This window comes from Burkholderia sp. MR1-5-21, assembly GCF_053427715.1.
In genome coordinates this window covers 110,873-124,623 of sequence record NZ_JBSAXD010000014.1, presented here as the reverse complement: position 1 = coordinate 124,623, position 13,751 = coordinate 110,873, and the positions used below count along the sequence as shown (strand labels likewise).

At 65.7% G+C, this 13,751-nt stretch carries 12 protein-coding genes and 2 pseudogenes; 1 reads left to right on the top strand and 13 read right to left on the bottom strand.

Going from position 1 to position 13,751, the window contains the following annotated elements; genetic code table 11:
- Positions 1 to 5 precede the first annotated feature (5 nt).
- The 4 genes from astD to ACV229_RS20320 are packed head-to-tail and all read right to left on the bottom strand — an operon-like array spanning position 6 to position 4,823.
- Complete coding sequence (gene astD, locus ACV229_RS20335; RefSeq protein WP_448084891.1) at positions 6 to 1,469, bottom strand: succinylglutamate-semialdehyde dehydrogenase; 1,464 nt, start codon at positions 1,467 to 1,469, stop codon at positions 6 to 8.
- Positions 1,470 to 1,476: 7 nt separating this feature from the next.
- Positions 1,477 to 2,508, bottom strand: a complete 1,032-nt coding sequence (gene astA, locus ACV229_RS20330; RefSeq protein WP_448084890.1) for an arginine N-succinyltransferase — start codon at positions 2,506 to 2,508, stop codon at positions 1,477 to 1,479.
- On the bottom strand, positions 2,505 to 3,560 hold the full coding sequence (aruF, locus tag ACV229_RS20325) for an arginine/ornithine succinyltransferase subunit alpha (RefSeq protein WP_448084889.1): 1,056 nt from the start codon (positions 3,558 to 3,560) through the stop codon (positions 2,505 to 2,507). The genes astA and aruF overlap by 4 nt, the downstream gene beginning before the upstream one ends.
- Positions 3,561 to 3,590: 30 nt before the next feature.
- Positions 3,591 to 4,823 carry an aspartate aminotransferase family protein gene (locus ACV229_RS20320; protein ID WP_448084888.1) on the bottom strand — a complete coding sequence of 411 codons (1,233 nt, stop codon included), beginning with the start codon at positions 4,821 to 4,823 and terminating at the stop codon, positions 3,591 to 3,593.
- A gap of 480 nt (positions 4,824 to 5,303) precedes the next feature.
- On the opposite strand from ACV229_RS20320, the pseudogene ACV229_RS20315 reads away from it, so the two are divergent.
- Positions 5,304 to 5,375: pseudogene (locus ACV229_RS20315) on the top strand (ion transporter); the annotation flags it as partial.
- Between the two features lie 632 nt (positions 5,376 to 6,007).
- On the opposite strand, the pseudogene ACV229_RS20310 reads toward ACV229_RS20315, so the two are convergent.
- From ACV229_RS20310 to hpnJ, 9 genes and pseudogenes are all read right to left on the bottom strand, one after another.
- Positions 6,008 to 6,083: pseudogene (locus tag ACV229_RS20310) on the bottom strand (ion transporter); the annotation flags it as partial.
- 86 nt (positions 6,084 to 6,169) lie between these two features.
- Positions 6,170 to 7,213: a GlxA family transcriptional regulator gene (locus ACV229_RS20305; RefSeq protein WP_448084887.1), complete on the bottom strand. Its 1,044-nt coding sequence runs from the start codon at positions 7,211 to 7,213 to the stop codon at positions 6,170 to 6,172.
- Between the two features lie 22 nt (positions 7,214 to 7,235).
- On the bottom strand, positions 7,236 to 8,030 hold the full coding sequence (locus ACV229_RS20300; protein ID WP_448084886.1) for an ABC transporter ATP-binding protein: 795 nt from the start codon (positions 8,028 to 8,030) through the stop codon (positions 7,236 to 7,238).
- A gap of 21 nt (positions 8,031 to 8,051) precedes the next feature.
- The gene (locus ACV229_RS20295) at positions 8,052 to 8,765 is read right to left on the bottom strand and encodes an ABC transporter permease (protein WP_448084885.1); all 714 of its coding nucleotides are present in this window, start codon (positions 8,763 to 8,765) and stop codon (positions 8,052 to 8,054) included.
- Entirely contained in the window at positions 8,762 to 9,451 is a 690-nt protein-coding gene (locus tag ACV229_RS20290; RefSeq protein WP_448084884.1) for an ABC transporter permease, read from the bottom strand. Before ACV229_RS20290 ends, ACV229_RS20295 begins: the two co-directional genes overlap by 4 nt.
- Positions 9,452 to 9,715: 264 nt before the next feature.
- Complete coding sequence (locus tag ACV229_RS20285; protein ID WP_448084883.1) at positions 9,716 to 10,273, bottom strand: hypothetical protein; 558 nt, start codon at positions 10,271 to 10,273, stop codon at positions 9,716 to 9,718.
- Between the two features lie 98 nt (positions 10,274 to 10,371).
- A complete protein-coding gene (locus ACV229_RS20280) occupies positions 10,372 to 11,400 on the bottom strand; it encodes a lysylphosphatidylglycerol synthase domain-containing protein (protein WP_448084882.1) in 1,029 nt (342 codons plus the stop codon).
- Complete coding sequence (hpnK, locus tag ACV229_RS20275; RefSeq protein WP_448084881.1) at positions 11,397 to 12,281, bottom strand: hopanoid biosynthesis-associated protein HpnK; 885 nt, start codon at positions 12,279 to 12,281, stop codon at positions 11,397 to 11,399. The genes ACV229_RS20280 and hpnK overlap by 4 nt, the downstream gene beginning before the upstream one ends.
- Before the next feature lie 3 nt (positions 12,282 to 12,284).
- Positions 12,285 to 13,706 carry a hopanoid biosynthesis associated radical SAM protein HpnJ gene (gene hpnJ / locus ACV229_RS20270; RefSeq protein ID WP_448084880.1) on the bottom strand — a complete coding sequence of 474 codons (1,422 nt, stop codon included), beginning with the start codon at positions 13,704 to 13,706 and terminating at the stop codon, positions 12,285 to 12,287.
- Between the last annotated feature and the right edge of the window lie 45 nt (positions 13,707 to 13,751).

Sequence of the window (13,751 nt, the reverse complement as noted above, 5' to 3'; positions counted from 1 at the left end):
TCGAATCAGAAGTGCAGGCCCGGCGACAGCGTCGCGGGCAGGGTCAGTTGCGTGCTTTCCACCGACGCCATCGGGAACGCGCAGTAGTCCGCCGCGTAGTACGCGCTCGGGCGATGGTTGCCCGAGCGGCCCGTGCCGCCGAACGGCGCGGCCGACGATGCGCCGTTGGTCGGGCGGTTCCAGTTGACGATCCCGGCGCGGATCGTGCGGCGGAAGTGCTCCCACACGCGCGCGTCGTCGGCGAGCAGGCCAGCGGACAGGCCGAACGCCGTGTCGTTCGCGCGCTCGATCGCGGCGTCGAACGTCGTGTAGCGGACGATCTGCGCGAGCGGACCGAAGTGCTCCTCGTCGGGCAGGTCGACGACGCCGGTCACGTCGAGGATCGACGCGTTCACGAAGCCGAGGCGCGGATCGCGCTGCGCCATCGCGATGATCGGCTTCGCGCCCTGCGCGACGAGCCGCGACTGCGCGTCGACGAGCTTCGCGGCCGCGCGCGCCGAGATCACCGCGCCCATGAACGGCTGCGGATCGGCGTCGTACACGTCCGCCGTGATCTTCGACGTGACGTCGGCAAAGCGCGCAAGGAAGCGGTCGCCGAACGCGCCTTCCGGCACGAAGATGCGGCGCGCGCACGTGCAGCGCTGGCCGGCCGACAGGAACGCCGACTGGATCGTGTGATGCACGGCCGCGTCGATGTCCTCGACTTCGCCGATCACGAGCGGGTTGTTGCCGCCCATCTCGAGCGCGAGGACGATCTCCGGACGGCCGCCGAACTGCTTGTGCAGCAGCGTGCCCGTGTCCGAGCTGCCGGTAAAGAACAGGCCGTCGATCTGGCGGTGGTTCGCGAGCGCGATGCCCGTGTCCTTCTCGCCCTGCACGAGGTTCAGCACGCCGGCAGGCAGGCCCGCGTCCTTCCACACTTCGACGGTCGCGCGCGCAACGCCCGGTGCGAGCTCGGACGGCTTGAACACGACCGTGTTGCCCGCGATCAGCGCCGGCACGATATGGCCGTTCGGCAAATGGCCCGGGAAGTTGTACGGGCCGAACACCGCGACGACGCCGTGCGGACGGTGGCACAGCACCGCGACGCCGTCGGCCATGTCCTGGCGCTTCTCGCCCGTGCGTTCCTGGTAGGCCTGGATCGAGATGCCGACCTTCGCGGCCATCGACGCGACTTCGGTGCGCGCTTCCCACAGCGGCTTGCCGGTCTCGCGGCCGATCGCCGCGGCGAGCGCTTCCTTGCGCTCGTTGAGCAGCGCGGCGAAGCGCTTCGCGATCTCGCAGCGCGCTTCGAAGTCGAGCGCCGACCACTCGGCGAACGCGCGGCGCGCGCTCGTGACCGCGCGGTCGACGTCGGCGGCCGATGCGCTTGCGCCCTGCCACGCGATTTCGTCGGTACCGGGGTTGCGCGACGCGAAGGCGGGGCCCGAGCCTGCGACCCAGGCGCCGTCGATGAAGAGTTCCGTCATGATTCGTTTATCCCTGTTTGACTTTGAGCGGCAGCACGCGGACCGGATCGCCGGCCTTCACGTCGAGCGCGGCGGCATCGTCGGCCGACAGCACGAACGTGCCGTTCGCGACGACGCCCGGCGCGACGCCGACGCGGAAATCGCCGAGCGACGTGTTCGACACGAGCGCCTTCGGGTTATCGTCACGCACGTCGGGCGCGCCGATCGACACCGGCACGACGACGCTCTCGCGCACCGTGCGCAGGTCGTTGACGTGGCATTCGAGCACGGGGCCCGCGTCGAAGATGTCGACGTGGTTCTGGTAGCGCAGCCCTTCCGCCTCGAGCATCTTGCGTGCGGGCAGCGTATCGCGGTGCGTGAGGCCGACCGCGTCCTGCGCGTCCTGCGGCAGCAGGTCGACGTACACGGGGTAGCGCGGCATCAGTTCCGCGAGGAACGACTTGCGGCCGTGCGAGCTGAGATAGTCCGCGGCGTTGAAGTCGATCTGGTAGAAGTGCGAACCGACAGCGCGCCAGAACGGCGACGTGCCGTCGTCGTCGAAGTGGCCGCGCAGTTCCGCGCAGATGCGTTCCGGGAAAAGCTCGCGGAACTGCGCGATGAACATGAAGCGCGAGCGCGACAGCAGGCCGCCGACGCCGCCCGTGCGGTAGCGCGGGCTCAGGAACAGCGAGCACACTTCCGCATAGCCGGTCAGGTCGTGCGAGATGTTCAGCGCGGACATCCGCGTCCACACGCCGAGCTCCTGGCTCGCATGCACGACGGTGCTCACACGGTAGTTGTAGAACGGCTGCTCGAGGCCGACCTGCGACTCGATCCCGCAAACGCCCGCGATGTCGCCCGTCGCCGAGTCTTCCATCACGAAGAAGTAGCCGGCTTCCGACGGCTGCGCCTGCCCTTCGAGCGTGCGGCGCGTGCGTTCGATGCGTGCGGCGAGCGCATCGCGGTCGGGCTTGAACGTGGTCAGGCCCGGACCGGTCTCTTTCGCGAGCGACACGAGCGCATCCACATCGCCCGTTTGTACGACCCGAACGACGATCATGCTGCGTCTCCCTTCGAATGTTCGTCATCGCGCTGGTGCAGCGGCACGCAGCGCACGACATCGCCGTCCTTCACGTTCAGCGCTGCGCGCACGTCGCCGGCGAGCGGTGCGTCATGGCCCGCGTCGCCCGGCAGGTCGGCGAGCACGCAGCGGAACGATTCGCCACTGCCGCTCGACACGAGGTACGCGACGTCGCCGCGCTGGTGCGCGGCTTCGCGCACCGTGCGCTCGGCCGCGTGCGTCACGCACGCGGTGCGATCGACCTGCTGGGTCAGCACCGGGCCTGCGTCGAAGATGTCGACGAAGCGGTCCGGCTCGAAGCCTTCCTCGAGGTGGATGTCGTACGCGAGCAGCGCGGTTGCGTTCGGCTCGCCGAGCACGCGCTGCGCGGCTTCGGGCAACAGCGGCACGTACAGCGGATAGCCGGGCATCACTTCGGCGATGAAGGTGCGGCTGCGGCCGCCCGACGCGATGTCGACGTCGGCGAAATCGCGGCCGAAGAACTTGCGGCCCACCGCTTCCCAGAACGGCGACGCGCCGTTCTCGTCGCTCACGCCGAGCAGCAGCGTGAACACTTCCGGTGTGAAGCGGCGGCGATTCGCGGCGATGTACATCATGCGTGCGCGCGAGATCAGGTGGGCGGCCGCGTCGCCGCGCAGAGACGGATCGACGTAGAAGCCCGCGAGCCGGCTCTTGCCGGTCAGCTCGTGCGACATCGTCAGCGCGTGGATCTTGCGGTTCACGTGCAGTTCGCGCGACGCGTGGATCAGCGCGTCGTTGCGAAACGCGTAGAACGGCTCGGAGTAGCCGGCCGCCGCCACGATGCTGGCGGTGCCGAGCAGCTTGCCGGTTGCGCTGTCTTCCAGCACGAAGAGATAGAACTCCTCGCCGGGAAAGTCGACGTCCGCGCGAAACGAGTCCTCCGAGAGCGCGACACGCGCCTCGAGCGCTGCGCGATCGTGCGGCAGCGAGTGCAGGACCGGCTGCGCGGTGCGCGCCATGTGCGCGAGCGCATCGAGATCCGTGAGTTTGCCGGGGCGAACAAATAGCATCGTCGTTCCTGTCTGCGATGGATGCGCGAATCAGCGCGCGGTGGTTTCCTGCGCGGCGACCACCTGTTCGACTGCCTTCTCGAAGCGCGCGAGGCCTTCGTCGAGCACGTCGAACGGGATCACGAGCGACGGCACGAAGCGCAGCACGTTCGGGCCTGCGATCAGCATGATCACGCCGTGCTCGGCGGCTGCGTTGACGAAGTCCTTCGCGCGGCCGTCGAAGGCGGCGACGAGTTCCGCGCCGACGAGGAGGCCCTTGCCGCGCACTTCCTTGAAGATGCCGAAGCGTGCGTTGATGCGTTCGAGCGCGCCCTTCAGGCGCACGCTGCGTTCGCGCACGCCTTCGAGCAGCGCCGGGTCGCCGATCAGTTCGACGACCTTGTCGGCGATCGCCGATGCGAGCGGGTTGCCGCCGTACGTCGTGCCGTGCACGCCGACCTTGAAGTGGGCGGCCAGTTCGTTCGTCGTCAGCATCGCGCCGATCGGGAAGCCGTTGCCGAGCGCCTTCGCGGTCGTCAGGATGTCAGGCGTCACGCCCGTGTCCATGTAGGCGTAGAACTGGCCCGTGCGGCCGACGCCCGTCTGCACTTCGTCGAAGATCAGCAGTGCGTTGTTGGCGTCGCACGCTTCGCGCAGCGCCTTCAGGAAGGCCGGATCGGCGGGGATCACGCCGCCTTCGCCCTGCACGGGCTCGACGATCACGGCGCAGGTTTGCGGACCGATCGCGGCCTTTGCGGCTTCGATGTCGTTGAACGGCAGGTGCTTGATGCCGGCCGGCACCGGGCCGAAGCCTTCCGAGTACTTCGGCTGGCCGCCGACGCTGACCGTGAAGAACGTGCGGCCGTGGAACGACTGCACGAACGAGACGATTTCGTACTTTTCAGCGCCGTGGCGTTCGAATGCGACGCGGCGCGCGAGCTTCAGTGCGGCTTCGTTCGCTTCCGCGCCCGAGTTCGCGAAGAATGCGCGATCGGCGAAGGTCAGCGATTCGAGGCGCTTTGCGAGGCGCAGCACCGGCTCGTTCGTGTAGCCGTTGCCGATGTGCCAGAGCTTGCGGCTTTGCTCGTCCAGCACCTTCATCAGTTCCGGGTGGCCGTGGCCGAGCGACGTCACGGCGATGCCGCATGCGAAATCCACGTACTCGCGGCCTGCCGTGTCCCACACGCGCGAGCCTTCGCCACGATCCGGCACGAACGGCGCGGGGGAAAACACCGGCACCATCACTTCGTCGAAAGTCTGGCGGTTCACGGTCAGGTTCGTCATGGCGGGTTCCTTTCGGTTTCGTAAGAGGTCTTGAAGCAACAGGTTCAAGTTTAGGTAAGGGTGATGCAAGCGTCTTGCGGAATTGCGACGGGTTCTATCGGAAGCACCTTTATCGCTTTGTTCGCCTCCGGCGGGGGCGGTCTTTGCGGGGGCTTCGGTTTGGTCAGATTTTTTGTCATCCTCGTATGCGTTCGCCGGATCCCGTTTTCATAGCGGTCTGTTTGTGTCGCCCCTTCCCGGGGCGGGGGTCAGATTTCTTCGTCATCCGCGTATGCTTTCGCCGGATCCCGTTTTCATATCGGTCTGTTTGCGTCGCCCCTTCCCGGGGCGGGGGTCAGATTTTTTGTCATCCGCGTATGCTTTCGCGGGATCCCGTTTTCATATCGGTCTATTTGCGTCGCCCCTTCCCGGGGCAGGGTCAGATTTTTTTGTCATCCGCGTACGCTTTCGCCGGATCCCGTTTTCATATCGGTCTATTAGCGTCGCCCCTCCCCGGGGCAGGGGTCACTTTTCTTTGTCTTGCCAAAGAAAAGTAACCAAAAGAAAGGCGCCTGGATAACGCATGACTTCCCGGTGCCGTGGCCGTCAAAGTGGATCGCACAAAAGTGTCCGCGCCAGTCACGACGCCGGAGTGGTTCGAGCAATGGTTCTGACCCATCTCACCACCCAACGGAGCGGTATACCGCTCATCAGTTCCATCCTCGCTAAGCTCGGCTGCAAGGTACTTCACGATCCACACATCCACGTCATTCGCACCAGACCCGCCCTCACGCACATTCGCAGCCACCTCATGGTCAACGCCAACCGTTCTACCACGCCTGCATGACGACGGATTCCCACTCGCTCAATCCGCCGCCCACATCATCTCCGTAGCAACCGCTATCACCCTATTCGGTGCCGGTGCCGGTGCCGGTACGGCTACCGTTGCTGTTGCTGTTGCTGTTGCTGTTGCTGTTGCTGTTGCTGTTGCTGTTGCTCACGCTAATCGACTGGTTGCTTGCAAGCAAGTGGGTGTGTACCTGTCGGCCGAGCGAAGCGAGGGCGGAGCTGGCGGGCGGTATACCACTCTGCCCAGTGGTGCGACGTGTCAGAACCATTGCTCGAACCACTCCGGTGTGTGACGTGGCGCGGACACTTTTGTGCGATCCACTCCGATGGCGACGGCACCGGGAAGTCTTGCGTTATCACAGCGCCTTTCTTTTGGTTACTTTTCTTTGGCAAGACAAAGAAAAGTGACCCCTGCCCCGGGGAGGGGCGACGCTAATAGACCGAAAAGATGACAGGTGCTTCACGAGCAACACTGATCGACCACCCAAACCACAGCAGGCGCAGCAAGAAAGCGCCACTCAGTCCTTCCCTCCGCGCTCGACCAGAGCCCCGGCCCGCGGCTCGGCGCCACCCCCTGTCTGCTTCTCGAGCCAGGCTCGCCGGTCTTCGCGCGGCGTCACGCCGAACCGTTCGCGGTACGCGTTGGAAAAGTGCGCAGCAGAAGAGAACCCGCAGGCGAGACTGACCTGCACAACCGACTTGCTGGTGCGCTGCAACTGCGTCCGAGCCTTGAGCAAACGGAGGTTGAGGTAATACTTGGAGGGCATCGCCCCGAGATACTGTCGAAAGAGCCGCTCGAGCTGCCGACGCGAAACCCCCACCAAACCGGCAATCTCGTCGGTCGTGAGCGGATCCTCTACATTCGCTTCCATCAGCAGCAATGCATCGTTCAAACGAGGATGCCGCTCGCCCGGCGCAGTAACGAAAGGAATCCGCTGGCGCTCTTCGCCGCTTCGCAACGTCCCCGCGCCGAGCGCATCGGCAATCCTTTCAGCAAGATCGGGCCCATGCTCCCGGCCAATCATGGCCAGCATGAAATCGACGGTCGCCTGCCCGCCGGCACACGTCGCACGATCCCGGTCGATCTCGAAGATCTGCTGCGTGACGATCGACCGCTCGAACTGCTCCGCGAACTGCTGGTACGTCTCCCAGTTCACGCTGACCCGATACCCGGACAACTGCCCGGCCATCGCAAGCCACCACACGCCATGGTGAATGCCGGTGACGAGCGGCGTGCGCTGCCCGACCCGCGCGAGACTCGCGAGAAACAGCCGGTAGTCGGCAAACTGCTGGAACCGCTCGCTGACGACGATGACCCAGTCGCACGCGATCGCGTCATTGAACGCCGCATCGGCATGCCATTGCGCACCGCCGGCGAGCGGCACCGGCCGCCCGTCCCACGAACACACCTGCCAGCGATACAGCAACCGCCCGTCGATCTCGTTCGCGAGACTCAACGCATCGACGATCGGACCCACACCCGACATCGACACGGGCGGCAATGCAACGATCGCCACCTGCGTCGTGCGGGTGGCGCCTGCGGGACGGGACACCGGTACCACGTATGCGACCTGCTTCGTTGCGTTACTTGAGACTGCCGGACAGGAACTGCTTCAGGCGCTCGCTCTGCGGACGCACGAGCACCTCCGACGGATCGCCCTGCTCCTCGGTCCGCCCCTGGTGCAGGAACATCACATGGTTCGAGACGTTGCGCGCAAACCCCATCTCGTGCGTGACGACGATCATCGTGCGGCCTTCCTCGGCGAGCTTCTGCATCACCTTCAGCACTTCGCCGACGAGCTCCGGGTCCAGCGCGGAAGTCGGCTCGTCGAACAGCATCACGTCCGGATGCATCGCGAGCGCGCGCGCGATCGCCACGCGCTGCTGCTGGCCGCCCGACAGGTGCGACGGATACTGCTTCTCGACGCGCGGCGGCAGCCCGACCTTCTCAAGGTACTCGCGCGCACGCTCCTCGGCTTCCTTCTTCGAAATGCCAAGCACGTGCACGGGCGCTTCCATCACGTTCTCGAGCACGTTCATGTGCGCCCACAGGTTGAAGTGCTGGAACACCATCGCAAGCTTCGTGCGGATCCGCTGCAGCTGCTTGTGGTCGGCTACCTCGAGCGCGCCGGCGCGGTCGGCCTTCGTGCGCACGGCCTCGCCGTCGACGACGATCTGCCCCGCATTCGGCCGTTCGAGAAAATTGATGCAGCGCAGGAACGTGCTCTTGCCCGAGCCGCTCGCGCCGATGATGCTGATGACGTCGCCGGCCTTCGCGTTCAGCGAAACGCCCTTGAGCACCTCGTTGTCACCGTAGCGCTTGTGAATGTCGACCGCCGCAAGCTTGCAGGCAGCGCCCGTTTGAGTGATCTCGGCCAACTGGCTCTCCTCGAAGTGAAATCAATGACGGCCGGCCGCGAGATACGCGAGCCAGTGGCGCTCTGCCCGGCGAAATGCCGCGACGAGTGCGAACGATACCGCAAGATAGATCAGCGCGGCGATCCCGAACGACTGGAAGGCCATGTACGTCGCCGAATTCGCGTCGCGCGCGACCTTCAGGATGTCCGGCACGGTCGCGGTGAATGCGACGGTCGTCGCATGCAGCATCAGGATCACCTCGTTGCTGTACAGCGGCAGCGCGCGGCGCAGCGCCGACGGCAGGATCACGCGGCGATACATCGTGAACGGCGTCATCCCGTACGCACGCGCCGCCTCGACCTCGACGTGCGGAATCGCACGGATCGCGCCCGCGAAGATCTCGGTCGTGTACGCGCAGGTGTTCAGCGCAAACGCGAGAATCGCGCAGTTGAAGCCGCTCCTGAAGAACGCGTCGAGCAGCGAGTGCGAGCGCACGAACTCCAGGCTGTACATGCCCGTATAGATCAGCAGCAGCTGCACGTAAAGCGGCGTGCCGCGGAACACGTACGTGTAGAAGCGCACCGGCATCGACACCCACTTCTTCTTCGACACGCGCGCGACCGCCAGCGGCACCGCGCACACGAAGCCGAACGAAATCGACGCGACGAGCAGCCACAGCGTGACCGCCAGGCCCGACATGCGCTGGCCGTCCCAGTAAAGGAACGCCTTCCCGAATTCCTGGAGAATCTCGATCATAGTTCTGCGTGGCGCACGCCCATGGAATAACGCTTCTCGAGCTGCATCAGCACGAGGTTGGAAACGGTCGTGATCGCGAGATAGATCAGCGCCGCGACGAGGATGAAGAAGAACATGTTGAACGTGCTCTTGCCCGCATCCTGCGCCGCCTTCACGACGTCCGCGAGCCCGATGATCGACACGAGCGCGGTCGCCTTCACGAGCACCTGCCAGTTGTTGCCGATCCCCGGCAGCGCGAAGCGCATCATCTGCGGAAACATGATCCGCACGAACACCCGCAGCCCGCTCATCCCGTACGCGGCGCCCGCCTCGAGCTGCCCGCGCGGCACCGACAGGAACGCGCCGCGGAACGTCTCGGTGAAGTACGCACCGTAGATGAAGCCGAGCGTCAGCACGCCGGCCACGAACGGGTCGATATCGATCTGGTCCCAGCCGGCCAGGTCGGTCAGCTGGTTCAGCCAGATCTGCATGCTGTAGAACAGCAGCAGCATCAGGACAAGATCGGGCACCGAGCGGATCAGCGTCGTATAACCGGTCGCGAGCGAACGCAGAACCCGGTTGTGCGACAGCTTAGCCACCGCGCCGATCAGCCCCAGCGCCACCGCAGTGGCGAGCGACAGCACCGACAGCTCGATCGTCTGCACGGTGCCCGCCCAAAGAACGGGACCAAAGCCGTAAAGAAACACGCGCGTCTCCAGAGTTGGAATGGAAGCCGGCGCGCATGCGTGTCCCGCGCCGGGCTGACGCGGATAGTCGCAAGCGGAAATGATTGCCTCAAATCACCTTGCACCGGTTTGCTGCATCGCAACAATCCGTGCCGGCATTCACAATGGCCCGCTACGCGGCTGTTTCAAAAGGAAAAAAGCCGCTTCCTGACAGTTCGACAACACGCCGGGAAGCGGACTTTTTGCAATTTTCCGGTCGCTTTTTCGATATAGCGCCGGGGGCGGTCAGTGCCCTTTCAGGATGTCGGAGCGCGACGTCGTATAGACGCGTCCGTCGGGGCCGAAATGCACGTTGAAGAATGCATCGGTATTGACGCCGTCCTCGAGCCAGCGCCAGCTCCAGACGGTTTCGGGCTTCAGCGGATACTCCGCGATGTCGCCGGGCTTGCCGAGCAGCCGCCGCACGTCGTCCTCGCTCATGCCGGGCTGCACCTTCGCGAAGTTGGCCGCGGTGAGCACCTGCGTCGCGCCGACGTAGCGGCCGTTCGCGTCGATGTCGACGAACCAGGTCTGGTTGCCCATCGGACCGCGCGGATATTCGAAACGCTTCGAGCCGTCGGTGAACACGCGCTCGGTTTCCGGCTTGCCCATCGTGCCGCGGATGTCGGCCTCGGTCGATTCGCCGGGCTTCAGCCCCTTCAGCAGCAGTTGCGCCGGCTTGATCGCGTTGAAGAAATCCTTCAGACGTTGCACGTTGAACTCGCTTTGCTGGTCGTCGCAACCGGACAACCCAAGCGTTGCAGCCAGCACGGCGACGGGAAGCAGCCGGAAACGGAAAATCATCGGAGGCAAAGGCGGATTGAGACAAACACGCGGCAAGCATACCCGCGCGCCGCCAAAAGCGCGAGACAGGCGCAAGACGGGCGCGCGGCCCGTCTCGTTCAGTGCATCGTTTCGGTTTCGTGCTCAGGCGTCGGCCGCGGCGCGCGCGGTGCGGGCGCCTTCATCCGGCGGCGCGTGTACGCAAGTTCCGCGAGCTGCCACGAACCGAGCGCGAGGCAGCCGAACACGACTTCTCGCGCGCGCTTCACGAGGGCGAGCGACAGCGCCGTTTCGCGGTCGACGCCGAACATCTGCGCGAGCAGCACGACAGTCGCCTCCTGCACGCCGAGGCCGCCCGGCACCATGAACGCCGCGTGGCGCGCAGCCTGCGTCATCGCCTCGATCGCGAGCGCGCCGCCGATCGACACCGGATGGCCGAGCAGCTCGAGCGCCCAGTAGATCTCGAGCGCGCCGACCGCGTAGCCGAGCAGTTGCCAGAAGAATGCGCTGAACAGCAGGCCCGTGCGCGACATCAGCGCGTCGATGTCCGCGTCGAGCCGGCGGCCGTCGACACCCTGCAGCAGCCGGTGCGAATCGCCGAGCAGGCGGCTCGCGAAGCGCTCGATCGCATGGAAGACCCCGCCGCGCCGCATCAGCACGACGCCGAGCACCGGCAGCGGCAGCGACAGCAGCAGCGCGAGGCCGATCGTGCCGCCGTTCATGTCGTGCGTCGTCGCGAGCAGCAGCACGAGGCCGAGCGCGGCGAACGCATACTGGACGACGATCGTGACGAGCACCTCGACGATCACCGACGCGGTCACGCGGCTCGCGTCCGGATTCTGCCAGCGCGCGAGCCGGATGCCGACGAGCTCGCCGCCGATCCCGACCACCGGCAGCAACCGGTTGACGGCCTCGCGCACGGTCGCGATCCACCACAGGAATGCCAGCGAATTGCGCTTGCCGAGCAACAGGTGCCAGGCGTACGCGTCGAGCAGCAGCGGCAGCGCATGGAACGGCACGAGCCACAGCAGCGCGAACCCCGCACGGCCGATCATCTGCGTGACGTCGCCCACGCCGTCGTGCAGCACCAGCGCGAGCAGCAGCGCGATGCCGATCGGCCAGCCGAGCCATTTGATCCACTTGGTCACGACGGCTGCGCTCCCGGTTGGCGCGCCGCGCGCGGCGCGCGCGACGGCGAATGCTGGCCGAACACGTCGGCGAAGCCGCCGGTGGCGACGCCCGCCGCCTTCAGCGCGGCAGCGACGCGCGGCGACAGCAGCGCGTCCAGTTCGTCGACGGGACGGTAGCCGGCCATCGTCGGCGTGATCGGGCCATCGCCCGCCTCGGCCGGATGGCAGTAGATCTCGCCGACACCCGGCGGCAGTTTCGCGACCGCGTCGAGCAGCACGGCTTCGTCCATGCGGCCCGTGTGCTCGATGCCGACCACGTAGTCGTTGTGCGCGAGCCCCGCGCGGTCGAGCCGCGCGCGCACGAGCCCGATCCACGGCTTCAGCCACGCGGGCGCGGTCGTCTCGTACGGCAGCCGGACCGCGCGCAGCCCGTAGTCGCGGCCGATCTCGATGATCATCGACAGCACGGTCGGATGCAGGTGGAAATGCTTGTGCGCGTTCACGTGGTCGAGCGGCAGGCCGCTCGCCGCGAACGCGTCGAACTGCGCGCGGATCTCGCGGCGCAGTTGCGCACGCACGTGCGGCAGGAAGAAGAAGCGGCAGCCGTCCTTCGCCATCGCATCGCCGAAGCGCCCGTCGGCGCCGACGAGCGCGGGAATCTCATCCGCGGGCAGCGTAGCCGGGCCGTCCGCGAGGACGAGATGCAGGCCGACCGCGAGCGACGGCAGCCGCCGCGCGCGCTCGATCGCATCCTGCGCGGCGCTCGCGCCGACCATCAGGCTCGCGGCGTTCAGCACGCCGTCGCGGTGCGCGCGCTCGACCGCCGCGTTGACGCGCGGGTGCAGCCCGAAGTCGTCCGCGGTGAAGATGAGCGCCCGCGCCGCCCGCTGCGTCGTCACGAATCAGGCCTCGTGCGCGCGCAGGAAACGGAAGAATTCGACGCCCTCGCGCAGGCGGCGCTTCATCATGTCCCAGCTCGTCAGCATCTCGCGGACGATTTCCCAGATCTTCGACGGACGGAAGTAGAACTGGCGATAGAACTGCTCGAGGTGGTGATAGATCTCGTCGCGCGACAGATGCGCGTAGCCGATCGCCGCGAGCTGCACGCCTTCCTTGCTCACCAGGTTGATGGTCTTGTTCTCTTCCATCCAGCCGTTTTCCACGGCCTGCTTGTAGAGCGTCGTGCCCGGATACGGCGCGGCGAGCGAGACCTGGATCGTGTGCGGATTGATTTCCTTCGCGTACTCGATCGTTTTCTTGATGGTTTCCTGCGTCTCGCCCGGCAGGCCGAGAATGAAGGTGCCGTGGATCTTGATGCCGAGCTTCTTGCAGTCCGCGCTGAAGCGGCGCGCGAAATCGGTGCGCACGCCCTTCTTGATGTTCACGAGGATCTGGTCGTCGCCGGATTCGAAGCCGACCAGCAGCAGGCGCAGGCCGTTTTCCTTCATGATCTTGAGCGACTTGTACGGCACGTTGGCCTTCGCGTTGCACGACCACGTCATGCCGAGCTTGCCCAGACCGATGGCGATGGCTTCGGCGCGCGGCAGGTCGTCGGTGAAGGTGTCGTCGTCGAACATCAGTTCCTTCACTTCCGGCATGTTGTCGCGGATCCACTTCGCTTCCGCGAGCACGTTCTCGACCGAGCGCGTGCGGTAGCGATGGCCGCTGACCGTCTGCGGCCACAGGCAGAACGTGCAGCGCGACTTGCAGCCGCGGCCCGTGTAGATCGATACGTACGGGTAGTTCAGGTAGCCGATGAAGTAGTTGTCGATCTTCAGGTCGCGCTTGTAGATGGGCGCGACGAACGGCAGTTCGTCCATGTTCTCGAGGATCGGACGCGCTTCGTTGTGCTCGATCGAGCCGTCCTTCGCGCGCCAGCTCAAGCCCTTGATCTCGGGGAACGGCTTGCCTTCGGCGATTTCCTTGCAGGTGTAGTCGAATTCCTCGCGGCACACGAAGTCGATTGCCTCGCTCGCCGTGAGCGAGTTGTGCGGATCGACCATCACCTTCGCGCCCACCATGCCGACCAGCATCGACGGCTTCATCTTCTTGAGATCCTGCGCGAACATCGCGTCGGTCGGGAACGACGGCGTGCTCGTGTGGATGATCACGAGGTCGTAGTCGTTCGCGATCTTCAGCGTCTCCTCGACCGACAGGCCGTCGGCCGGCGCATCGACGACGCGGCTGCCCGGCACGAGCGCGGCCGGCTGCGCGAGCCACGTCGGATACCAGAAGGAACGGATTTCGCGCTTCGCCTGGTAGCGGGAGCCCGCTCCGCCGTCGAAGCCGTCGTACGAAGGGGCCTGCAAGAACAGGGTTTTCATGAATGCTCCGGTAGCCTGCATAATTCGAGTTCGTTTCAAGAATCT